The following is a 22382-nucleotide window of genomic DNA, read 5'->3' as shown; positions in this document are numbered from 1 at the left end:
AATGAAATATAAAATTGCGTTGGTGGGAAATCCCAACTCGGGAAAAACTACGCTGTTTAATTGTCTCACCGGCAGTAATCTCTACGTGGGGAACTGGCCCGGAGTAACGGTTGAAAAAAAAGAGGGAGACTTAAGAGACACCAGCAAGGATATGACCTTGGTGGATTTGCCGGGCATTTACTCACTGGCACCCTACTCGATGGATGAGATCGTCTCCCGGAATTTTTTGCTGGATGAGCGGCCGGATCTGATCATCAATATCATAGACGCCTCCAACATTGAGCGAAATCTATATTTAAGCACCCAATTGATGGAGCTCAACTGTCCGATGGTGGGGGCTCTGAACATGATGGATGTGGTCAAGAAAACCGGGGTGGAAATTGATGTCCGGGAGATGGAAAAAATCTTCGGCTATCCCTTTATTGAAATATCGGCCCAGAAGGAAACCGGCATTGACGAATTGATTAAAGAGGTTGAAAAAACCGTCGAGATTAAACGACTTAAAGAATTTCCGCAGATCTTTCCGCCGGATATAATGACCATCTTCAATGAATTTGATGAGCTTATTCAAAATAAGTATCCCGAACTTTTGCCTGATTATCCACGGTTATTCCGGGTTATTAAACTGATTGAAAAAGATGAAGAAGTGCTCCTGAAAATTGATAAAAATATCGAATTATTAGCAGATATCGGGTTGGTCAGAAAAAAAATCGAAGTGCTGTCAAAGCATGATGTCGACAGTGCCATTGCCGATTATCGCTATCGTTTTATCACTGATGGGATTAGCATGGCAACAAAAAAAACCAAAGATCAGAGCATCCCTTTTCAGGAAAGACTGGATCGAGTGCTGATGAACCGCTATGCTGCCCTGCCGATTTTCTTTTTCTTTATGTTTGTGATTTATTATGTATCAATTACCCTGGTGGGTGAAATTACCATTGGTGGGATTGAGTGGTTCATCAATGATGTCCTGATGGTAACGGTAGCTGCTGGTTTGGGGAGCTTGGGAGCAGCAGATTGGATCATTGCCCTGATCAATGACGGCATTATTACTGGGGTTGGCGCAGTATTGACCTTCGTACCGCAGTTGGTGGTGTTGTTTATTTTTATCTCCATTCTCGAGGACAGCGGTTATATGGCCCGGGTTGCCTTTATTATGGATCGGATTTTTCGGCATTTTGGTTTATCTGGAAAATCCTTTATCCCGATGGTGGTGGGGTTGGGATGCTCGGTACCGGGAGTAATGGCTACCCGAACCCTGGAAAACGAACGGGAGCGGAAGCTGACGGCGGTGTTAACGCCATTTATCTCCTGTGGGGCCAAGATGCCTATCTATGTTTTGATGGCATCGGTGTTTTTTGTTGAGTATCAGACTCTGCTGGTGTTCTCCCTCTATCTGGTTAGCTTGACAGTGGTTTTCGCATCGGGATTTGTATTGTCAAAAACCTGGTTTAAGGGAGCCGATTCCGGTTACCTGCTGGAAATTCCGCCGTTACGACTGCCAAAGCTTAAGAACACTACCACTCAGGTATGGCAGCGAACCAAAGAATTTATTGTCCGGGCTGGAACAATTATCTTTGCCGCTTCAGTGGTGTTGTGGTTTTTGCAGAGCTTCACCCCAGGCTTGCAAATGGCTCAGACGCCGGATGAAAGCATTTTAGCGGTATTTGGCAAGATCATTGCGCCAATCTTTATCCCGCTGGGTTTTGGTAACTGGGTCGCTTCAGTAGCGCTGCTAACGGGCATTGCCGCCAAAGAAATGATTATCAGTACTATGAGTGTACTTTTGTCGGGTCAGGAAGGCAGCTTTACCGATGCGGTCAGTCTGATCTTTACACCGGTTTCCGCCTACAGCTTCGTGATCTTTGTTTTATTGGCATCACCCTGTATGGCTGCCATCGCCACTATGAAAAAAGAATTGGGAAACTGGCGTGATTTTCTTTTTGCATTGGCTTATCAAATTGGTTTAGCCTATACCATTGCCTTAATTGTTTATCAGGTTGGCAGTCGAATTTTTAGTTAATTTTCCATTGTGCGCATTGGATCAGCGTAATTGAAGAAAGAAGGAATAGAAGTGATTACCTGGATTTTAGCAGCAATAATTTTAGGTGCGGCGGGTTATATAATTTTCAAAAAAGTAAAAAAAATGAAGGCCGGAGATTTTTCCTGCGAAGGCTGCAAAGGGGGCGACGGCTGCCCGGGCTGTCATCTCAAATCGGAGCCGCCTAAAGAAGAGTGATAATTGGTCGATACGGTAGTTAGGAGCGAGCAAGAAAAAAAGCCCCACCAGCGCAGCTGGTGGGGCTTTTAAAAAAGACTTAATTATGCAAGAAAAACGTTGGTAGCCTGTAAGCCACGATCAGTTTTTTCAGTATCGAAAGTAACGCGTTGTCCTTCAACCAGGCTCTTACGACCGTCAGCGATAATTGCTGAGAAATGGACAAAGACATCATTGCCGCCATCTACTGAAATAAAACCAAATCCTTTTTCGTCGTTAAACCATTTTACTGTACCATTATTCATTTTTGGTACCTCCTAAATATTAATTGTAAATCGTAATGCAAAAACAAAAACACATATTTTTGCAAATCATTTCAACGTAAAAATGACTTGCAAAAATATGTGAAATCAATAAATACACTTTAATTCTTTTTCATTATAGCACCTAACGAAGGTCGTTGTCAATTTATTTAACAAACACTTTAGAAATTAAAGGAATCATGACAAATAACGCATCAGGTCAGAGCAAAGATCAAAAAAAGAACGGATCCAACTTGTTTAGAAACAAGTTGGATCAAAAAAAGCTGATCTCAAGATTTATGTGGTACAATAGCTGTTGAAGTCAATGGACTCATATTTTCTTTTTAACAAATCTTTCGCTTCCTTTAAAACTTCTTTTTCTGATAGTGGAAGTCTTATCTCACGTATTTCGATGATTTTAAAGGGATTGTCTTTAATTGATTTTGTCAGGGTAAATCCACCATAAATTTTCGGAACAATCTTCACTTCGAAATTACCGAATGAAATCAGGGTGTTGTGGCCATCTACAGTTATTTTTTCAAACATGGTAACACTTCCTTTCTGTTTAATAATCGGATGTTTAAAAAAGTATTATTATTATACCAAAATGTGGTGACGAATAAACAAAAAATTCCAAAAAAATATTTATTTAAGGTTGATATCTATGTATGATAAAGAGAAATTAAAAGATCTGCCCCAGAACCCCGGGGTCTATATAATGCGAAATAAACCGGGTGAAATAATCTATGTCGGGAAAGCCATTAATCTACGCAACCGGGTTCGGCAATATTTCCATTCGACCAGTCAGCTGACGGCTAAAACAGCTGTTTTGGTATCCCATATCGAAACCATTGAGACGATTGTTACCGATTCGGAAATGGAAGCGCTGATACTGGAATGTAATCTGATAAAAACCCATCATCCCCGCTATAATATTCTGCTGAAAGATGACAAAAGCTATCCCTGGATCCGGCTTACGGTTAATGAGGAATATCCCCGGATTCTGATGACCCGGGAGTATAAAAAAGATGGAGGTAAGTACTTTGGGCCCTTTACCAGTTCCTATGCGGTAAAAAATACCATTGAAGCGATTTTAAAGATCTATCCCCTAAAAACCTGCAACCGTCAGGTTGCTTATGGCAAAAAGTCCGGTCGGCCCTGTTTGAACTATCACATTGGCCAGTGTCAGGCCCCTTGTCAGGGGAATGTGCCCAGAGAAATGTACGCCAAGGATATCCAGTCGATTCTGGATATTTTAAATGGTCGACATCCGGATCTGTTAAAAAACCTGAACGACAAAATGACTACTGCCGCTTTAGCGCAGAATTATGAAGCGGCGGCTAAATACCGGGATCAGATTGCCGGGATTGAGCATATCGTCGAAAAGCAGAAAATCAGTTCCAGCACCAAACAGGATCAGGACTTTATTGGTTTTGCCGCCAGTGAGAGTCTGGGTTGTGTGCAGGTTTTTCATGTCCGGGAAGGGAAGCTGATGGGGCGGGATCATTTTTTTCTCGAAGACATTGGTGATGTCAGTTCCCGGGAAGTATTGGAAAGCTTCGTTAAACAATATTATGCCAGCTGTGGCTTTATTCCCCGGGAAATCATTTTGAAAGAAATGCTGGAAGACAAAAGAGTCATCGAAGAATGGTTGGGGGATCTGGCCGGTAAAAAAATTGCAGTGTTATCACCGCAACGGGGACAGAAAATAAAAATGTTGGAAATGGTGGCGGACAATGCCGATTTGGCCCTGAAGCAGCAGCTGCTGGAAAAACGGGAAAAAGAAATTCGCTCCAAAAGCCGCCTGGTTGGACTTTCGGAGCTGCTGGGTTTAACCCGGCCGCCCAGTCGCATTGAGGCCTATGACATTTCCAATATCAGCGGCACCAATAATGTTGGTGGTATGGTGGTGTTTGAAGAAGGCAAGCTGAACAAGAAAGCCTGTCGCCGCTTTAAGATCAAGTCGGTGGAAGGACAGAACGACTATGCCAGTATGCAGGAAATGATTTTCAGACGGATGGAACGAGCCATGAAAGCCTCGGAGGGTAATAATTTTTTGCCCTTGCCGGAAATTATGATGATCGATGGCGGCAGCGGACATGTCAACGCAGCAGAGAGCATTGTGTCGCTCTACCCGATGGAGATTGCGGTCTGTGGATTGGTTAAGGATGATCACCATCGACTGCGGGGGATTTTTTTTAAGGGTACGGAATATCCGATCAAAAAGGCTACCCCGCTGGGCGTTTTTCTGTTTGAGATTTCCGAAGAGGTGCACCGCTATACCCTGGGTTATCATCAGATTTTAAGAAAAAAAGAAATGCTGGCTTCCCAGTTGGAGGAAATCCCCGGCGTTGGAAAAAAGCGCCGGGAAGCCCTGATGGCTCATTTTGGACAGGTGGAGAAAATCAAAAAAGCTACCCTGGAAGAACTCCAGGCGGTTCCTGGGATGCAGGTGAAAACAGCCCAGGCGATTTTTGCGTATTTTAAAAACAAGACATAAAAAAACTTTTAACAATGGAAACTTTGAGGTAGAATAACTTGAGTAGACTAATTAGCAGTAAATCAATGAAAAGAGATAGAAGAATGAATGGCAAAGTAAATCTGGATGATTTTTGTAAAGAAATTAAACTTGAAAAAATTTATTATCAGTCAACGGAATTGGATCTGCTAAACAGCGGGATCAACCGACCCGGGTTGCAGCTTCATGGTTACTATGAACACTTTGACTCCAAACGAATTCAGGTTATTGGTAAGGTGGAAGTTTCCTATTTGCTGGATCTGGATCCAGCGGTCCGAAAACAGAAGATCGATGACTTTTTTTCCTATGATTTCCCCTGTTTTATTGTATGTTGGGATCAAGATGAGACCCATCTGTTTGAAGAGGCGGCTCAAAAATATGGTCGAACCCTCTTAAAGAGCAGAGTAACAACCACTACCCTTTTTTACGATCTGGTCAATTATATTGACCAGCTCTCAGCCCCCCGGATCAGCTTACATGGGGTTCTGGTTGAGGTTTTTGGGGTGGGGGTATTGATTACCGGGCCCAGTGGCATTGGTAAGAGCGAAACAGCACTGGAAATTGTTAAGCGGGGGCATTGTCTGATTGCCGATGATGTGGTTGAGGTCAAACGGATTCGGGATGGTCACCTGATGGGAACGGCTCCGGAGCTGCTTCAGCATTTTATGGAAATTCGCGGTATCGGAATTATCGATGTTAAAACCCTCTATGGCGCCAGAGCCGTGAAGCGGGACGTCGAAATTGATATGGTTATTCGCCTGGAGAACTGGGATGAACGTTCACCTTATGACCGCCTGGGTCTGGATGAACAAACCCTGGATATATTGGGAATCGAGGTGCCGGAAGTGATGATTCCTGTTTCGGGAGGTCGAAATCTGGCCTGTATCATTGAAACCGCCGCCATCAATAATCGTACCAAGCAGTACGGTTACCATTCTGCCCAGGTTTTTTGTGATCGGGTTGCCCATCAGAATGACCTGGAAGTACAGAAACGGGAAGCCAAGAAAAAACTGGAAGAAAAAAAACCGGCCGACGATTAGGCACATTCGAGAAATATATAGAAAAGAGAGTTAAAAAATGAGAAAGTATGTTTTAGATGCCCATACCCACACAATTGCCTGTGGGCATGCTTATAACACCATCACCGAGTTAATTGATGCGGCCGCACAAAAAAATCTGGAAATGATCTGCATCACCGAACATGGTCCGGCTTTGCCCGGAGCACCAACGCCCTTGTTTTTTGCCAACTATCGGGTGATTCCCGGGAAAATAAACAATGTCAAATTACTAAAAGGGATTGAGAGTAATATTATCGATGCGGATGGCAACACCGATATTCCGATGACGTTTATTGACTCGCTGGAAATAATTTCTGCGTCGTTGCACACCCCCACTTTTATACCGCAAACAAAAGCCATCAATACCGGGGCGGTACTGGGGGCCATTGCCAATCCCCAGGTTGACTTTATTTGCCATCTCGGCAATCCTACCTACGAACTGGATTACGAGGCGATTTTGCAGGCAGCAAAAAAACACAACACCTTAATTGAAATAAACAACGGTTCTTTTTTTATCCGCAAGGGTTCCAAGCCGAATTGCGTATGGATTGCCAACCGTTGTAAAGAATTGGAAATACCGATTATTATTGGCAGTGATACCCACTTTGCCTCAGATATTGGTGATTTTCCCTATGTCGACAAGGTTTTGGATACGGTTGGTTTTCCCGATGAATTGATTATGAATCTGGATACCAAACGGTTGCTTGATTATCTGGAAAGTAAGGGACGGGTACTTTTTGCTGATCCCCGGGAGTATGCCCAAGAATTGTTTTTGATAAATGACTAATTTTATGATAAAATAAGCTTTTAAATCAAGTGGGAAAGGATACCAACGATGAACATAAAAATCATAACCGATTCTGCCTGTGATATACTTAAAAGCGATCAACAAAAATTTGACATTGAGATCATGCCGGTTTATGTGGTCGAAGATGAAATAAATTATCGTGATGGGATTGATATTTCACCTGAAGTTGTTTGCGACAAGATGCGTAAAGGAGTGCGCTTTAAAACATCTCAGATTCCCTACGGGGATTTTTATAAGCGATTTGAAGAATTAATTGCTGAAAAACAGCCATTTATTTATCTGGCCTTTTCCAGTGGGCTGTCCGGAACCTACCAGGCTGCGGCGTTGGCAGAACGGGATTTAAAAGAAAAGTATCCCGAGGCAGTCTTTAATGTCGTTGATACCAAAGCGGTTTGCTATGGTCTGGGACACATTGTCTATGGCGCAGCACAAGCGGCAGCGGAGGGCTTTAGCATGGACGAGCTGATGTTGCGGATTAATTATTATATTGATCATGTCAAACATGTTTTTACGGTAACGGATCTCCAATATTTGTATCGCGGTGGCCGATTGAATAAGGGAACTGCCATCATCGGGAATATGCTTAACATCAACCCCTTGCTGGAAGTGAGCAAAGCTGGAGAACTGCAGCAAATTGACAAGGTCAGAGGTGAAAAGAAGCTGATTAAAAAAATGGTGGATTATCTGGAAGAAAATGGGGATCAGATGGATCGACAGACCATCGGCATCAGTCATGCCGATAATCCCGAACTAGTCGATCTGTTTGTCAAAATGGCCGGTAAGCGCTTCAATACTGAGCGTTTTAAGATTGTGCCTCTGGGTTCGACGGTTTTGACGCATTCTGGTCCGGGAACTCTGGCCGTTTTTTTCTTCGACGAATGGAAGGAAGCGTTTCAATTTGAATAGACCTTTATTAAAACAAGTCAACGGGAATATAAATTTAATTAAATAAAAATTAAGGAGCACCATGTTAGATAAGTTAGATTTTTTAGCAGAAAAGTATGCTGAATTAAATGAAAAGATCAGCGATCCCGAGGTGATTGCGGATCAGAACCAGTGGAAGAAACTGGTTAAGGAGCACGCCCATATCGAACCGATCATCCAAAAATACAATCAGTTTTCCGATACCTTGACAGCCATTGATGATACCAAAGAGATGCTTTCAGATAAACAACTGGAAAAAGATTTTAAAGAAATGGCTGAAGTTGAGCTCGATGAATTGTCTAAAAAGAAAGTGGAACTGGAAGAGGAACTGAGAGTTCTGCTACTGCCTAAGGATGCCAATGATGATAAAAACGTTATTGTTGAAATACGAGCCGGAGCTGGTGGCAGTGAAGCAGCCCTGTTTGCCGGCGATCTCTTTAGAATGTTTACCCGTTATGCTGAGCGACAAGGCTGGAAAAGTGAGATCATGAGCTCCAGTATTCCCGACATCGGGGGAATCAAGGAAATCATTTTTGCCATTGAAGGGACTGGGGTATACAGTCGGCTGAAATATGAAAGCGGGGTTCATCGGGTACAACGGATTCCCAGTACTGAGTCGGGTGGCCGGATTCATACCTCAACCGCTACGGTGGCAGTGTTGCCCGAGGCTGAGGACGTCGAAATTGAAATTGGCACCAATGATCTGCGAGTCGATGTCTATCGTTCTTCCGGAAATGGGGGGCAAAGTGTCAACACCACGGACTCGGCGGTTCGGATTACGCATATTCCCACTGGGATGGTGGTCACCTGTCAGGATGAAAAGTCCCAACTGAAAAATAAAGACAAGGCTTTAAAAATTTTAAAAGCCAGACTTTATGAAATTGAACAGCAGAAACAGCAAAGTGAAATTGCCGAAAACCGGAAAAGTCAGGTCGGCACTGGTGACCGCAGCGAGCGGATTCGGACATACAATTTTCCCCAGGGACGGATCTCTGATCACCGCATCAATATGACCGTTTATCAACTGGATGCTTTTCTCGACGGTGACATCGATGAAATGGTCAATGCTTTGATCACCAACGACCAGGCTGAAAAACTGAAACAGCATTCATAATTAGCAAAAGAAGCTTTTCCAATGTGAAGAGCTTTTTTTGTTGCAGGGAATTAATTGATAAAAAATTAACCTTGTTTAGAAGGAGTACGGGCAAAGAGCTGTAATATTTTATCAGCGGGAAGAAGATTAGTAGCGAAACACGATAAATACCTATAAAAATTCCGGATTAGGTTGACATTTTTGGGCTTTATCAGTAGAATGAAAATCAGTTGAAAAAATTCAAACATAAATTTGATCAAAAGATCAGATTGTCCTTAAGGAGGAGTAACAATGAAAAAAGTAGTCGTAGCAGATCAGTCAGCATGTGTTAAGTGTTTAGGTTGTGAATTAGCATGTGCAAACGCATTCTACAAAGAACCGGTTTCAGAATTGGCTTGTATTCGCATCACCGAAAAAGAAGATGGTAGCCCTAAAACATTGGTATGTGTTCAATGCGGTAAATGCGCTAAAGCATGTGAAGCAGGAGCCATCACTCAAAATGCCAAAGGTGTATACATGATCAGCAAAAAATTATGTGTAAACTGTGGAAAATGTGTTGAAGCATGTCCATTTGGCGTACTGGTTAAATCAGAAGATCGGGATGTTCCTTCAAAATGTATCGCTTGTGGTATCTGTGTTGAAGCATGTCCACAAGACGTATTGGCAATTAAAGAAGCTTAATTTTAATTTATCACTCAAAAATGATCCCTGTTCGAAAGCTTTCGAACAGGGATCGTTTTTTTTTGAAAAAAAAGGTTCGCTAAAAATCAATCCGCTTCGTAATATAATCGACCACTTCAGCGATGGGGATACGAACCTGATCCATGGTGTCGCGGTCCCGGAGGGTAACGCATTCATCGTCCAGGGTGTCAAAATCGACGGTGACACAGAAAGGCGTACCGATTTCGTCCTGACGTCGGTAACGCTTGCCAATGCTGCCCGCTTCGTCGTATTCAATCATAAAGTGTTTTGACAGCAGGGTGGAAATTTCCAGGGCTTTATCGCTTAGTTTTTTAGAAAGCGGTAAGACAGCAGCTTTGTAGGCCGACAGGAAGGGATGTATCCGCATGACGTTGCGCTCTTCGGTTTTGTCACCGCTGGTAATCGTTTCTTTTTCCATGGCGTTGCATAAGAAGGCCAGGAAAACCCGGTCAGCCCCTAACGATGGTTCAATACAGTAGGGGATATATTTTTCATTGGTAACCGGATCGGTGTACTTCATGTCTTTTCCCGAGTGGTTCTGGTGTTGGGTTAAATCAAAATCGGTTCGGTCAGCGATGCCCCAAAGCTCGCCCCAGCCAAAGGGGAAGCGAAACTCCACATCCGTGGTGGCATTACTGTAATGGGAAAGCTCTTCTTTCTCGTGATCCCGGAAGCGGATATTTTCATCTTTCATCCCGAGGTCAAACAGCCATTTCTTACAGAACGCTTTCCAATAATCAAACCATTCCAGATCGGTGCCAGGCGCACAGAAAAATTCCAGTTCCATTTGTTCAAACTCCCGGGTTCTAAAAATAAAGTTACCCGGTGTAATTTCATTTCGGAAGGACTTGCCGACTTGGGCGATTCCAAACGGGACTTTCTTGCGGGTCGTTCGCTGAACATTTTTGAAATTGACAAAAATACCCTGGGCTGTTTCCGGGCGCAGGAAGATTTCGCTGGCGGTATCTTCATTTACCCCCTGAAAGGTTTTAAACATCAGATTGAACTGACGGATATCCGTGTAATCCATTTTACCGCATTCCGGACAGACAATATTGTGTTCTTCAATAAAAGTCTTCATTTCGTCGTTGGACCAGGCATCAACAATGACATCCTCGCCCTTTTCAAAATAGTAGTCAGCAATTAGCTTATCAGCCCGAAAACGGGATTGACAGGCTTTGCAATCCATCAGCGGATCATTGAAGCCTCCCACATGTCCCGAGGCGACCCAGGTTTTGGGGTTCATCAGGATGGCAGCATCCAGACCCACATTATAAGGTGACTCCTGGACAAATTTCTTCCACCAGGCTTTTTTAACGTTGTTCTTCATTTCAACACCCAGTGGGCCATAATCCCAACTGTTGGCAAGACCATCGTAAATTTCTGAACCGGGGAAGATAATTCCCCTCATTTTGGCAAGACTGACAATTTCAGCCATGGTAAATTCTGACATTTTTTTCCTCCTGATTATCATTATTCTTAAATAGCATTTAGGTTTAATAAAAAAAACCGTCCCTTGTTAAAAAACAAGGGACGGTATAACCGCGGTTCCACCCAAGTTGTCTGCCGATTATGCAAACCACCTTAAAAATTTAACGAATTTCACGGCAACACCAGTCAATCACCCAAGGATATAATGGTATCGCAGCTCAAAAAGTGCCATTCATAGAGTTTGGTTACAGATCTTCCACCAGCATCTGTTCGCTTTAAACCATTGACCCATTGAGTTATTCTTTTCTCAACGCTTTTGTTATTAAGTTTTGTAAACTAAAATGAAGAATATCAAATACAAGCCCGGATGTCAACCCAAACTTTTGATATTTAGACTAACTTCGTTTTCATTTTTTTTAATTAAACCCGAAATAGGATCGGCAATGGATTGTTAACGTGGTTAATATTATAAAAGATAAAGTAACAAAATACAAAATAAAATAATTAAAAAAAAGGTTCTCTTAGAGATTAGTTAATGTTAAAATTATGTTAAATTCAAAAAGGTGATATAATTTAGAGAAATTCGATTATCCTGGTTAACATAAGGATATTAGGTTGCAAATGCATGGTCTTTCATTATGTTTATTAATTTGGAATAGATGTTGCCTTAATCAATGATTATTTTGGAGGAAATAATGACGTTAGAAATGCTGATTGGCCTTTTCGGAGGTTTAGGGTTATTTGTTTTTGGGATGCACATGATGAGCGAAGGCTTAAAAACGGTAGCTGGAACAAAAATGAAAAAACTATTGGAAGTTTTAACCAATAATAAGGTTAAAGCGATCCTGGTGGGAACCGTTGTCACAATGATTGTTCAGAGTTCCAGCACCACAACGGTGATGGTGGTTGGTTTTGTCAATGCTGCGCTGATGACACTTACCCAGGCGGCTGGGGTTATACTCGGTGCCAATATTGGAACAACAGTCACAGCTCAGTTAATTGCATTTAATGTGACGGAACTTGCACCCGTTTTTATCGGCTTTGGTGCCCTGATAACGCTTTTCAGTTCCCGCAAAAAAAATCGCGATTGGGGCAGTATCATGCTTGGTTTTGGGATCTTATTCTTTGGTATCGCTGCGATGTCAACTGCAATGGAGCCACTCCGGGAAAGTGAAGATTTCATTTATCTGTTATCAACTTATGGAAAAAATCCGCTGCTGGGAGTTTTGATCGGAACCCTGATCACCGGTATCATACAAAGCAGTAGTGCCTCCATTGGTTTGCTCCAGGCACTGGCCTTGTCAGGGGTATTTGCCAGTATTGGGGGAACCGGTGCGATCCAAATCTGTATTCCCATTTTAATCGGTACCAATATTGGAACCTGTGTGACCGCTCTGATTTCCTGCATTGGCACCTCCACGGCCGCAAAAAAAGCGGCCTTTATCCACCTTTTTGTTAATGTTTTTGGCGCCATCTGGGTGATGATCCTGCTCGTTGGGATGGACAGCATCATGGCGATTAATCCCATTTATGAATTCATTGTCAGTATTTCCGGCGTATTTATCAGTAGTAGCGGTGAGGTGGTTCCCAATGTGGCAAGACAAATTGCCATGGCGCATACCTTTTTTAATGTAGCCAACACCATTGTATTATTCCCCCTGATTAATTATTTTGTCACCTTTCTGGATCGAATCTATCCTGAGAAAGAAGAAGAAAAAGGATTGCAGCTGGATGATCGATTGCTCAATAATCCTTCTGTTGCTTTAGGTCAGGTTGTCAAAGAAACAAATCGCCTGGCCGAAATGAGTTTTAAGAATTTTAAAATCGCCTGTGAATCCATCATGGATGGGAATGAAAAGCTGGTTGAAGAAATAGTTAAGCGGGAAGAACGCATTGATGAATTTCAGCAAGGCATCGTGGAATACTCGGTTAAGCTTTCAAACGAAAATATGTCGGAAGAAGAAAATGATCGTCTGGCCTTCGTCATGAAAGGGAGCCATGATCTGGAGCGAATTGGCGATCATGCCATGAATATCGGGGAGCTGGCTGAGATGCGGGCGACTAATAAAATCGTCTTCAGTGATATTGCCAATCAGGAAGTGTTAAATTTAATCAGTTTGACTTCCAACACACTCAGAGATATGGTAGAATTAATGGAAACAGAAGAGTCAAGCTTATGTTATAAAATTCTTGATGAAGAAGAAGAAATTGATGAAATGACAGAAAGCTTAAAGGATGACCACATCCGTCGTCTTAACGAGGGAATCTGCAATCCTTATGCCGGAGTCATTTTTCTGGATCTGTTGACCAATATTGAACGGGTTGGTGATCATGCCTCGAACATTGCCCAGGGTATTTTAGGTTTAAAACTGCATCAGGGGTTGATTGCCAAAGATGATTATGACAATGAGATGGAAGATAGTCAGCAATAAATACAACCAACCTGGTAGGGTCAAAACGCAGATAAATACAGCTAAATAGAGGTGTTTACAAGAAATTTACCTTAAAGAAAGTAATATTTTCATTGACAATGAGAGGATTATATCGTAATATTACAACAACGTAATATTGGCATACTTATTGAAAAGTAAGGACGCAAAACTACAGGGTCTAAATACGGTGGTATATGACAGCCAGTTGCAAATTGAGATGGTGATTACCATGATGAGCAGTGGCAATGTCGCTGCTTTTTTTTGTTAGAAATTAAACCATAAAATGAGTTGCAGGGTTATAGTCGACTGTTATATAATAATGACCGGTTTGTTTTTCAGGAAAGATTCTTTTGACGGAAACAATTGTTATTTAAAATAGGAGTTTTCTTAAGATCCAATTTAATTTGTGATATAGATGTTTACAGAGGTCTTTTTCGCTTATATAGTATACATATAGTATGTAGGTTATTGCGGTCGTTTCGGCTGTTATAATAAACGAACAATTTTAATTGTTCGATATGTTAGCGGTACGTTTTTGTATCGGTAATAATTAAATTTACGAAGGGAGGTAGGCAATGAATTTAGAGTTTCAAGCGACAGGAAAGTCGACAATGACGGGAGTGAGAGGGTTTAATTTGCAATCAGAAAATCCGTCCACCAGTCAGTCATGCGGACACGAAAGAAGCGCCCAGTTTAAAGATTTGCTGGATCAGTCAAAACAGAATGTCAGCCATGCGGATCATCATTTGGAGAAGGTTCGAAAGAATCAGCGGGAAACCAAATCGATTGCGGAAAACAATCGACGGCAAAGCGATCAAACATCACTAAAAGATGATGCGGTCACGACTATTGATGATCAAGTTGAAGAACCGAAGGAAGCGGAGCTAAAAAGCGATGAAGGACAGCAAAGCAGTTCTTTATCAACACTGGATTCAGCACAGTTAATGGCTATCCAGAGTTTTCAGGGAGGTATCGAAACAGCACTGACACGGCTTAACCTGAAATTAGGGATTGAAGGGGTTGAAGAGCCGAAGACAGGCAGTGATCAGGGGCAAATGCTCGTCTTGGCAGGCAAAGTTACAAAAGAAGAGATGCTGATTTTTCAACAAAACACCAGCCAGATGGAAAGTGAAAACCAAGTCAAAATTGATGGTGATCCGGAGATAGTTAAAGGTGTCAAGCCTGAGCAAGCGAGTGTACAAACCTCTGATAATGAAGGTGATCAATCTTTAAAAAAAGAAAATCAAATCGAGCTGGGAGATGAATTCAAATTTACAATTTCAACAGATTCCCGGCGACAAATGTTTAAACAGGTTGAAGCCGTTAGACCTGTGTTGACAGAAATAAAATTTTCAGAAGATGCTGAACCGGAAATAGCGGCAACAACATTCAGAGAAGATACTGAACCGGAGATAGCAGCAACAACATTCAGAGAAGACACTGAACCGAAAATGGCGGCAAGAACATTTAGTGAAGATGTTGAACCGGAAATTGCAATAACTGAATATGCTGAATCTGGCTTAGTGGATGATGTTTCTAAAATCACAGGGGGCGTTGCAAAGAATGAGGAACGATCAGGGGAAGAATCTGATGACAAAAGAATATTAGTATCGGATGTTCTAGAAAAAGCACAAGGGCAAATTGGAGATCAGAATTTAGAAAAAATGAATAGCCGGGAAGTTAATATGGCCGCTGTTAATTCAAACAAAAGCGCAGAAGTTCAAGCAACGAACAAAACAGAGGTCGCTCAGCAGGTTCAGCAGAAAATTCTTCAGAATTTCGAGCCCAACAAGCCAACGGTATTTCAAATGACCTTGTCACCAGATAATTTAGGCGATATTGATGTCAAATTGAGCTACGATCAGGGAAAACTGATCATTGATATTATGGCCGTCAGCCAGGAAACCCAAAAACTATTGGGAAAACAAATTAATCAATTGGTTAGAGGTTTGGCGCTTCAGAATGTTCAAGTGGAAACGGTGCACTTAAATACCCCGGTAGAACAAAGTGGCGATAGTCAGAACGCAGCATTTATGATGAACAATGGTTCTGATCCCAATCAAAATCAAAATCAGGCTCTGTTAAGAGAACGGTTTATTAAAAGCAGCGGAGTATTAAACAGCATCACAACAAATGGTGATGAAGACGAATCGGTATTAATTCCCCAGAATCTCCAGAACTATACCAACCACCGTGTGAATTATTTGATTTAAGGAGGAAGATATAATGGCGATTGATAGTATTAATAATTATTTAAGTACCGCAGCAGCGACGTCAGCAACAACTACTTCGACAAAGAAAACCGGCACATCTTTGGATATGGATGATTTTCTCAAGTTGATGGTGGCCCAGTTACAGAATCAGGATATGAACAATACCGCAGACACCTCGCAATATACAACCCAGATGGCTCAATTTTCGATGGTGCAGGCCTTGACTGAACTGAATGAAATGACCAAAACGGTTTACTCCATGAGTTTGATTGGAAAAGACATTACTCTGGCAGAAAACGCTTCTGATGGATCTCTCCATGTGGTATCAGGGGTTGTTGAAGGTGTCAACTTATATGACGGCGATGCTCAGGTGATTGTGAATGGTGTGTCTTACCCGATGAGCAGTATTATGGAAGTAACGCAGTCGAAATCAGAATAATTGACATTTAGTGTTTAAGAAGAGGTGATCCAATGACGGACAGAATCAATGGGAATTTTTATCGGTTAAATGATGCCATCATTCGACAAACCGAAAAAATAACCAATCCCACGAATCAGACCTCGAAAGTTACGAATCCGGAAAAAAGCGAAAATAGCTTTCGGGAGCTTCTCGATCAACAAATAAAAAACAGTGTCACATTTACCAAACACGCCAGTATCAGAAAAGAACAGCGTAATATTGAAGTATCTGACAGTGATTTGGAAAAATTGGGAGATGCCTGTGACAAAGCTCAGGAAAAAGGGATTGGCAATGCCTTAATTATGATGGATAATTCGGCGTTTATCGTCAATGCAGCGGATAAACGGGTTATTACTGTAATGGACAAAAACGAAATGAAAAATAAACTATTCAATGATATTGATGGTGCCGTGTTTATATAGTTGGACCTCGATGAGGAAACTGGAAGCTTTGACCGACAGATAAGCTTCGAACGGCACAGAAAGGAATCAAAAATGATCAGATCTTTATACTCAGGAATTTCCGGGATGGCAGCCCACCAGACCAAATTAAATGTAATTGGTAATAATATTGCCAATGTTAATACTTACGGCTTTAAAGCCAGCCGGGTGGTTTTCAGTGATGTGCTGTATCAGAATTTATCAACCGCTACTGAAGCTACCAACACGACTGGCGGTACCAATGCCAGCCAGTTGGGGTACGGCGCCAAGGTTGCCAGCATAGATATGCTCAATACAATTTCTTCCGGAGCCAGCACTGGTCGGGCATTAGATGTCTATATTGCTGGCGAAGGCTATTTAACCGTTCAGCCGACGGCCGGAGCCAACCGTTATACCCGGGTTGGTAATTTAAAATTTGATGCACTGGGAAATCTAACCGATGGTGCTGGCAGTAAGGTCATGGGGATACCGATTGATGCTGAAGGTAATGCAATTTTGGATGCCAATGGAACCCTGTCAATGAATGGGCTGAAGGCGATCAACGTTGACCCGATCGAATTGGAAAAATACACCGGCATTACCATTGGTAAATCTGGCGAGATTACCGGGATCAAAGCCGGTGATCCTGAGTTTACCAAAGGCTCAATGCCCGAATGGCTTACAAATTTAGTTTTGCCAGAAGATACAAACTATACTGGTGATGTAGATCTGGTTATTGGCTATATGGTCCGGACTGATTCAACAAATGTACTGGCAAAAGCAGCAGTCGCACTTGAGCCCAATGCAGACATTCAAGGAGGACCGTTAACACTGACAAGATCCGCATCAGGCGACTACTCCTTAGCTACCGGACTGCAGAATAAAGAAGGGGAAGAACTTGATGATCCGGAAGGCAACTATGGCGAACCAGTGCTTAAAAATGGGATTCTAACCTTTCCAAAGCTACCGGGATTAAAAATTGATACGACGAAACTTCCAGAAGATCCAGTTGCTGGTGTCTTTGATTTTGGAAGTATCTCAATAGACGCCGATAAATCGATGCTTTTAAGAGTTTCTAATGAGGGCGGTGGAATTGAAAATGTAAGTACCCCAATTCCTTTTGATTATAGTGGTTTAATGCCAGCTGAAGATGGTCCAATGACGATTGAATTGACTGATCCTGATACGCAAGGAAAAATTAAGTTGGTTGTGCAATCGAATCTTTTTGATGCGATGTTTACGAATGCTGATCCAGCGAATACTGTGGCAGCTACAAAGACCACCATCGGCAAGATCGAAGCTGGCAGCGACACCCCTGTCACCCTTGGCTACCTGGCCATTTCTAAATTCGCCAACAACGACGGCCTGCTCCAGGATGGCAATGGCTACTTTATGGAATCGGCCAACTCCGGCGAGGCGATTGCTTCAAAAGCTGGAACCAATGGCACTGGGGGTACCGAATCAGCCAATCTGGAAATGTCAAATGTTGACTTATCTCAGGAATTTACCGACATGATTGTTGCCCAACGTGGTTTTCAGGCAAATTCTCGAATCATCACAGTTTCTGACTCGATTCTGGAAGAATTGATTAACCTGAAGCGATAGCAAATAATAATTAAGAAGAGCTCACCCGAAGGGAAAAAATCCTTCGGGATGAGCTTTTTATCCTGGCCAGATACCAAAGGGGTGGATCCACCCCTTTGGTATCTGGCTGTTACTTAGTAAAAAGTTGAAAATTACTTCTATTTAGGTTATACTATGAAAATAAAAAATATATTTTAAGGTGGAAATATGATAGAATTAACCAGATTAAACAAACAAAAGAATGAAAAGTTTCTACTTAATTGTGAGATCATTGAAATTATTGAAGAAAAACCAGATACCACCATTCGCCTGACGAATGGCAAACACTATGTGGTAAACGAAAGTTCAGCCCAGGTACTATCAAAGATAATTGCATACAAACGAAATATTTTTAGCCGTTAACCACTAAATTCTGACAGGAAGTATAAATTTATGGAAATTTCAACAATCATTGCTTATGTCCTAGTCGTCTTTACGATGTTTTTTGGGATGACATTCAGTTCTGCAAATGGTTTTAACATCGGGGCATTAATGAATTTTATTGATCCTCAAAGTATGTTTATTACCATCGGTGGAACATTTTTCGTGCTGATCGCCTCTTTTCCGATCAAATCATTTAAACATATCCCGAAGCATTTAAAGATGATATTTTTTAAAAGTAAACAAGATCCTCTGGAATATGTGGATATTCTGACAGAACTTTCCAAAGAGGCGAGACGTAAGGGATTGTTGGCTCTGGAAGCAAAGGCAGCCGATATTCAGGATGAGTTTCTTAAGGAAAGTGTCCTGCGAATTGTCGATGCCATTGAGCCAGATAAATTAAGATCCTGGTTTGACCAGAAAATCGATTATATTTCGGAACGAAACGATCTCGAACGAAAAATTTATGATATGGGCGCTGCTTTGGGGCCGGCCTTTGGGATGATCGGAACCCTGATTGGTTTGGTAAACATGCTAAAAAACATGAGCTTTGAAGGTGGTGCCAGCACCCTGGGTTCTGATATGTCGGTCGCATTGATTACGACTTTTTATGGATCGGTACTGGCAAACTGTGTCTTTATGCCAGTATCCAGTAAATTGGAAATTGCTCAGGAGAGGGATCTGCTAATCAAGGAACTGATTATTGAGGGGGTAGTTGCCATAAAAGAAGGCGAAAACCCCAAATACATCCGAGACAAATTGATGAACTTTTTGACGGAAGACGAAATCAGGAAAGCGAATGGTGAAGCCCCATCAAAAGGTGGAAAATCCAAAGGTAAAAAAGGAAAAGCTGTTGAAAGTTAAAAATAGGGGTATATATTATGGGCAAGCGTAATAAGAACAAAAAAGGAATCAATAAAGATGCCTGGCTGAATACCTATGCAGACATGATCACCCTGATTTTAATCTTCTTTATCCTACTTTTCTCGATGTCAACGTTGGATGCAGCAAAGTATAAGCAACTGGTTGAGATATTTAATCCAGCTGCAGTATATGAAACGACCGGAACAGCGACTGAGTCAGACGGTTCAACATCCCCAAACGAGGACATTTCGGTGGAAGAGATCGTTGATCTGGAAGATCTCTATCAATACCTGAGTCAGTATACCAAGGAAAATGGCTTGGATGATGCAGTCAGTATTGAAAAATATGAAAAAGCGGTTTCGATCAAGTTTATGTCATCAATCTTTTTTGAACCCGACAGTTCCCGGATTAAACCCGGCGGACAACAGGTCTTATCAGACATTGGCCAGGCCTTTAAAGCTGTGGAGCCGACGATAAAATCAATCCGAATTGATGGACACACGGCCCAGGCTGATTCACCAGTTGATGATCGGGACTTATCCAGCAGCCGGGCCAATGAGGTGCTAAGATTCTTGCAGAATGGCTATATTACTGATCCGGCAAAATTATTGTCAGTGGGATTTGGCCAGTATCGGCCCATCGCACCCAATGATACTGAAGAAAACCGTGCCAAAAATCGCCGGGTTGAAATCATTATTTCCGAAACTGAAGATTTCTTCAGTGACATTGCGACAGGAACAGATACAGTTGCACAATAGAATTAGAGACAAACACTTAGGAGAAACGAAATGGCAGAAATTCTTTCGCAAAGTCAAATTGATAGCCTTTTAAGCAGCCTGATCAGTGGTAAAGATGAGCCGGAAGCGCCAAGTCCGGTGGCCGGTAAGAAGGTTAAAGATTACGATTTTAGAAGACCAAAGCTTTTTACCAGAGAGCAACTTAAGCATTTATTCAGTATTTATGAAAATTATGCCCGGCTGGTGTCTTCTCATATAACAGGAATTCTGCAGACATACAGTTTGGTAGAAATAATCGAGGTGGAAGAACAGCAGTACTACGAGTTTAATAATGCCCTCCCCGATTCGGTCTTAATGGGGCTGATTGATTTTGATATTAAAGACAGCGAAGATGAAGAAGATCTGGTCATCATGGATCTTTCCAAAGACGTTGGTTTTTGCAGTTTTGACCGGTTATTGGGCGGTTCAGGCAAGCCCCTCAAGGAAGATCGGGAGTTTACTGAAATTGAAATTGGGGTTATGGAGTATTTTTTCAGAGGGATGATCAACCTGATGAAAAACGTCTGGTTTGATTATCTGGAAATCTCTCCCCGGTTAATGAAAATTGAAACCAATTCCCGAATTCTTCAGGGGATTGGGGCCGATGAAAATGTCGTCATTATTGTTATGAGTATTAAAGTAAATGAAACCCAGGGAAAGATTAACATCTGTATTCCGGCGACAACCCTGGATATGCTCTTTAAAAAGAAAATGTCTCAAACCAAGAAGAATATCAAAAGAGGCGATCAACAGGCAGAGGAAAAGAGACGCTTAAATATTATCAATGAAATCAGAAAGACGGAGTTGGAAATAAAAGGTGTCCTAGGTGATACGGAGGTACTCTCCCAGGATATTTACGAGCTGGAAGTTGGGGATATCATCAAGTTGAATAAACCGGCAAATTCGATGGTTGATATTGTTGTCAACGATGAAGTCTGGTTTAGGGGAGAAATGGGTGATTACAAGAAAAAAAGAGCGATTCAGATAAAAGAGCTTAACGAGAGGGGAAGTGAACTATTCATATGACAGAAGCAGTAGAAAATCCAGATAAGCTATCCGGAATGGAAGTTGATGTTATCGGCGAGGTTATGAACATCAGTATGGGCACAGCCGCCACCGCAATGTCAACCATTTTAAATACCAAGGTTAATATTACGACGCCAAGAATTGAAACAATCGGAGTCGAAGAGTTTGAGTTCGCTTACCTTGAACCAGTAATCGGGGTTTTGATTAACTATGTTGAGGGAATCGAAGGGGCTAATGTCCTGCTGTTACAAGAGTCGGACATGAAAAAAATCTTGTCACAGTTGTTTGATATGGACACCAGTGATGATATTGAGTTTGATGAAATCAGCAAAAGTGCCATTGGTGAAATCATGAACCAGATGATGGGAGCGGCAGCAGGCGCATTAGCTTCATTTCTGGGAAAAGTCGTCAATATTTCACCGCCAACCCTACTGGATACTACCAGTAAAGCCAGTATTCGTGATTTGTTTTCCTTGAAGGGCGATAATCTGGTTAGTATAAAGTTTAATCTGAGCATTGAAGGCCTGGTTGAAAGTGAATTTATCAGTGCCATGGAACCTGCTCTGGCCCGGGAAATTGTAACCATGTCGATGGGTGCCAGTGGCATGGACGATGAGGAAGAAGTTGCCCCGCCCCCGCCCCCGCCCCCGCCGGTACAACCGGAAGTGGCCTACCAGCAACCACCCCAGGCTCCGCCAGCAGAACCGGCTCGGGTGGTTCGAAATGATCCGCCACCAGCGGCTTATGCCCCACCCCAACAACCGGTGCAGGTCAATCCCTATGAATATCGAAAACTTGGTGAAGAGCAACCAATGAATATCCCTGGTGACAATCTGGACTTACTGATGTCTGTGCCAATTCAGATTACGGTCGAATTGGGCCGAACCAGAAAAAAAATAAAAGATATCGCCGAGTTGACACTGGGGAATATTGTTGAGCTGGATCGCCAGGCAGGCGATCAGGTGGATGTCATTGCCAACGGACGATTAATTGCCCGGGGTGATGTGGTCGTTGTCGATGATAACTATAGCGTAAAAATTACCGAAATTATTAAAGTCAGAGATAATTCTGAACAAAAAAAATAGCAGAAATTAGTATAGATAATAAATTCAAAGTATGAATTAAAGGAGAAGA

Annotated in this window: 21 protein-coding genes, 1 riboswitch and 1 other annotated feature; of the genes, 18 read left to right on the top strand and 3 right to left on the bottom strand. The window is 42.1% G+C overall.

Features of this window, described 5'->3' with window-relative positions; genetic code table 11:
* Nucleotide 1: 1 nt before the first annotated feature.
* Both feoB and BI182_RS12440 read left to right on the top strand, forming a co-directional pair.
* Nucleotides 2–2023, top strand: coding sequence for a ferrous iron transport protein B (feoB, locus tag BI182_RS12445; protein WP_286808336.1), 2022 nt, complete (start codon nt 2–4; stop codon nt 2021–2023).
* 30 nt (nt 2024–2053) lie between these two features.
* Entirely contained in the window at nt 2054–2239 is a 186-nt protein-coding gene (locus tag BI182_RS12440; RefSeq protein WP_286808334.1) for a FeoB-associated Cys-rich membrane protein, read from the top strand.
* An 83-nt stretch (nt 2240–2322) separates the two neighbouring features.
* Here the strand turns inward: BI182_RS12440 and BI182_RS12435 are convergent, their stop codons facing one another.
* Together BI182_RS12435 and BI182_RS12430 are read right to left on the bottom strand one after the other, a co-directional pair.
* Nucleotides 2323–2523, bottom strand: coding sequence for a cold-shock protein (locus BI182_RS12435; RefSeq protein WP_070371881.1), 201 nt, complete (start codon nt 2521–2523; stop codon nt 2323–2325).
* A gap of 294 nt (nt 2524–2817) precedes the next feature.
* Nucleotides 2818–3066: a hypothetical protein gene (locus tag BI182_RS12430; protein WP_070371882.1), complete on the bottom strand. Its 249-nt coding sequence runs from the start codon at nt 3064–3066 to the stop codon at nt 2818–2820.
* A gap of 118 nt (nt 3067–3184) precedes the next feature.
* Here BI182_RS12430 and uvrC point away from each other — a divergent pair, with 118 nt between their 5' ends.
* From uvrC to BI182_RS12400, 6 genes are all read left to right on the top strand, one after another.
* Nucleotides 3185–5020, top strand: coding sequence for an excinuclease ABC subunit UvrC (gene uvrC / locus BI182_RS12425; protein WP_250934947.1), 1836 nt, complete (start codon nt 3185–3187; stop codon nt 5018–5020).
* An 83-nt stretch (nt 5021–5103) separates the two neighbouring features.
* Nucleotides 5104–6078 carry an HPr(Ser) kinase/phosphatase gene (hprK, locus tag BI182_RS12420; protein WP_070371884.1) on the top strand — a complete coding sequence of 325 codons (975 nt, stop codon included), beginning with the start codon at nt 5104–5106 and terminating at the stop codon, nt 6076–6078.
* A gap of 37 nt (nt 6079–6115) precedes the next feature.
* Nucleotides 6116–6883 carry a phosphatase gene (locus BI182_RS12415; RefSeq protein ID WP_286808331.1) on the top strand — a complete coding sequence of 256 codons (768 nt, stop codon included), beginning with the start codon at nt 6116–6118 and terminating at the stop codon, nt 6881–6883.
* Between the two features lie 48 nt (nt 6884–6931).
* Nucleotides 6932–7810, top strand: coding sequence for a DegV family protein (locus BI182_RS12410; RefSeq protein WP_148637459.1), 879 nt, complete (start codon nt 6932–6934; stop codon nt 7808–7810).
* Between the two features lie 61 nt (nt 7811–7871).
* On the top strand, nt 7872–8942 hold the full coding sequence (prfA, locus tag BI182_RS12405) for a peptide chain release factor 1 (RefSeq protein ID WP_286808329.1): 1071 nt from the start codon (nt 7872–7874) through the stop codon (nt 8940–8942).
* Between the two features lie 270 nt (nt 8943–9212).
* A complete protein-coding gene (locus tag BI182_RS12400; RefSeq protein WP_070371888.1) occupies nt 9213–9602 on the top strand; it encodes a 4Fe-4S binding protein in 390 nt (129 codons plus the stop codon).
* 79 nt (nt 9603–9681) lie between these two features.
* Here the strand turns inward: BI182_RS12400 and BI182_RS12395 are convergent, their stop codons facing one another.
* Nucleotides 9682–11076, bottom strand: coding sequence for a glycine--tRNA ligase (locus tag BI182_RS12395; protein ID WP_070371889.1), 1395 nt, complete (start codon nt 11074–11076; stop codon nt 9682–9684).
* Nucleotides 11077–11149: 73 nt separating this feature from the next.
* Nucleotides 11150–11374, bottom strand: a binding site (T-box leader).
* Between the two features lie 375 nt (nt 11375–11749).
* Between BI182_RS12395 and BI182_RS12390 the strand changes: the two genes are divergently transcribed.
* The 10 genes from BI182_RS12390 (at nt 11750) to fliY (ending at nt 22333) form a co-directional block, all read left to right on the top strand.
* Complete coding sequence (locus BI182_RS12390) at nt 11750–13486, top strand: Na/Pi cotransporter family protein (protein WP_286808326.1); 1737 nt, start codon at nt 11750–11752, stop codon at nt 13484–13486.
* Nucleotides 13487–13614: 128 nt separating this feature from the next.
* Nucleotides 13615–13699, top strand: a riboswitch (cyclic di-GMP riboswitch).
* Nucleotides 13700–14061: 362 nt separating this feature from the next.
* On the top strand, nt 14062–15699 hold the full coding sequence (locus BI182_RS12385) for a flagellar hook-length control protein FliK (RefSeq protein ID WP_286808324.1): 1638 nt from the start codon (nt 14062–14064) through the stop codon (nt 15697–15699).
* 13 nt (nt 15700–15712) lie between these two features.
* Nucleotides 15713–16138 (top strand): flagellar hook assembly protein FlgD, encoded by a 426-nt coding sequence (locus BI182_RS12380; RefSeq protein ID WP_286808322.1) that lies wholly within the window; start codon nt 15713–15715, stop codon nt 16136–16138.
* A 32-nt stretch (nt 16139–16170) separates the two neighbouring features.
* Nucleotides 16171–16581: a TIGR02530 family flagellar biosynthesis protein gene (locus BI182_RS12375; RefSeq protein ID WP_286808320.1), complete on the top strand. Its 411-nt coding sequence runs from the start codon at nt 16171–16173 to the stop codon at nt 16579–16581.
* A 72-nt stretch (nt 16582–16653) separates the two neighbouring features.
* The gene (locus BI182_RS12370) at nt 16654–18183 is read left to right on the top strand and encodes a flagellar hook-basal body complex protein (RefSeq protein ID WP_286808319.1); all 1530 of its coding nucleotides are present in this window, start codon (nt 16654–16656) and stop codon (nt 18181–18183) included.
* Between the two features lie 186 nt (nt 18184–18369).
* Nucleotides 18370–18564 carry a flagellar FlbD family protein gene (locus tag BI182_RS12365; protein WP_148637465.1) on the top strand — a complete coding sequence of 65 codons (195 nt, stop codon included), beginning with the start codon at nt 18370–18372 and terminating at the stop codon, nt 18562–18564.
* A gap of 30 nt (nt 18565–18594) precedes the next feature.
* Nucleotides 18595–19446 (top strand): motility protein A, encoded by an 852-nt coding sequence (locus BI182_RS12360; protein WP_286808316.1) that lies wholly within the window; start codon nt 18595–18597, stop codon nt 19444–19446.
* Between the two features lie 17 nt (nt 19447–19463).
* On the top strand, nt 19464–20204 hold the full coding sequence (locus BI182_RS12355; protein WP_286808315.1) for an OmpA/MotB family protein: 741 nt from the start codon (nt 19464–19466) through the stop codon (nt 20202–20204).
* Nucleotides 20205–20234: 30 nt separating this feature from the next.
* A complete protein-coding gene (locus BI182_RS12350; RefSeq protein WP_070371897.1) occupies nt 20235–21248 on the top strand; it encodes a flagellar motor switch protein FliM in 1014 nt (337 codons plus the stop codon).
* Nucleotides 21245–22333 (top strand): flagellar motor switch phosphatase FliY, encoded by a 1089-nt coding sequence (gene fliY, locus BI182_RS12345; protein ID WP_286808312.1) that lies wholly within the window; start codon nt 21245–21247, stop codon nt 22331–22333. The genes BI182_RS12350 and fliY overlap by 4 nt, the downstream gene beginning before the upstream one ends.
* Nucleotides 22334–22382 lie beyond the last annotated feature (49 nt).

The organism is Acetobacterium sp. MES1, from assembly GCF_002237635.1.
Lineage (GTDB): Bacteria > Bacillota > Clostridia > Eubacteriales > Eubacteriaceae > Acetobacterium > Acetobacterium wieringae.
This window is presented reverse-complemented; position numbering and strand designations above follow the sequence as displayed.

Bases quoted from the DNA above. Each gene is read 5' to 3' on its own strand.
- feoB (WP_286808336.1), top strand. From the start codon at position 2: ATGAAATATAAAATTGCGTTGGTGGGAAATCCCAACTCGGGAAAAACT.
- BI182_RS12435 (WP_070371881.1), bottom strand. From the start codon at position 2,523: ATGAATAATGGTACAGTAAAATGGTTTAACGACGAAAAAGGATTTGGT.
- BI182_RS12430 (WP_070371882.1), bottom strand. From the start codon at position 3,066: ATGTTTGAAAAAATAACTGTAGATGGCCACAACACCCTGATTTCATTC.
- uvrC (WP_250934947.1), top strand. From the start codon at position 3,185: ATGTATGATAAAGAGAAATTAAAAGATCTGCCCCAGAACCCCGGGGTC.
- hprK (WP_070371884.1), top strand. From the start codon at position 5,104: ATGAATGGCAAAGTAAATCTGGATGATTTTTGTAAAGAAATTAAACTT.
- BI182_RS12415 (WP_286808331.1), top strand. From the start codon at position 6,116: ATGAGAAAGTATGTTTTAGATGCCCATACCCACACAATTGCCTGTGGG.
- BI182_RS12410 (WP_148637459.1), top strand. From the start codon at position 6,932: ATGAACATAAAAATCATAACCGATTCTGCCTGTGATATACTTAAAAGC.
- prfA (WP_286808329.1), top strand. From the start codon at position 7,872: ATGTTAGATAAGTTAGATTTTTTAGCAGAAAAGTATGCTGAATTAAAT.
- BI182_RS12400 (WP_070371888.1), top strand. From the start codon at position 9,213: ATGAAAAAAGTAGTCGTAGCAGATCAGTCAGCATGTGTTAAGTGTTTA.
- BI182_RS12395 (WP_070371889.1), bottom strand. From the start codon at position 11,076: ATGTCAGAATTTACCATGGCTGAAATTGTCAGTCTTGCCAAAATGAGG.
- BI182_RS12390 (WP_286808326.1), top strand. From the start codon at position 11,750: ATGACGTTAGAAATGCTGATTGGCCTTTTCGGAGGTTTAGGGTTATTT.
- BI182_RS12385 (WP_286808324.1), top strand. From the start codon at position 14,062: ATGAATTTAGAGTTTCAAGCGACAGGAAAGTCGACAATGACGGGAGTG.
- BI182_RS12380 (WP_286808322.1), top strand. From the start codon at position 15,713: ATGGCGATTGATAGTATTAATAATTATTTAAGTACCGCAGCAGCGACG.
- BI182_RS12375 (WP_286808320.1), top strand. From the start codon at position 16,171: ATGACGGACAGAATCAATGGGAATTTTTATCGGTTAAATGATGCCATC.
- BI182_RS12370 (WP_286808319.1), top strand. From the start codon at position 16,654: ATGATCAGATCTTTATACTCAGGAATTTCCGGGATGGCAGCCCACCAG.
- BI182_RS12365 (WP_148637465.1), top strand. From the start codon at position 18,370: ATGATAGAATTAACCAGATTAAACAAACAAAAGAATGAAAAGTTTCTA.
- BI182_RS12360 (WP_286808316.1), top strand. From the start codon at position 18,595: ATGGAAATTTCAACAATCATTGCTTATGTCCTAGTCGTCTTTACGATG.
- BI182_RS12355 (WP_286808315.1), top strand. From the start codon at position 19,464: ATGGGCAAGCGTAATAAGAACAAAAAAGGAATCAATAAAGATGCCTGG.
- BI182_RS12350 (WP_070371897.1), top strand. From the start codon at position 20,235: ATGGCAGAAATTCTTTCGCAAAGTCAAATTGATAGCCTTTTAAGCAGC.
- fliY (WP_286808312.1), top strand. From the start codon at position 21,245: ATGACAGAAGCAGTAGAAAATCCAGATAAGCTATCCGGAATGGAAGTT.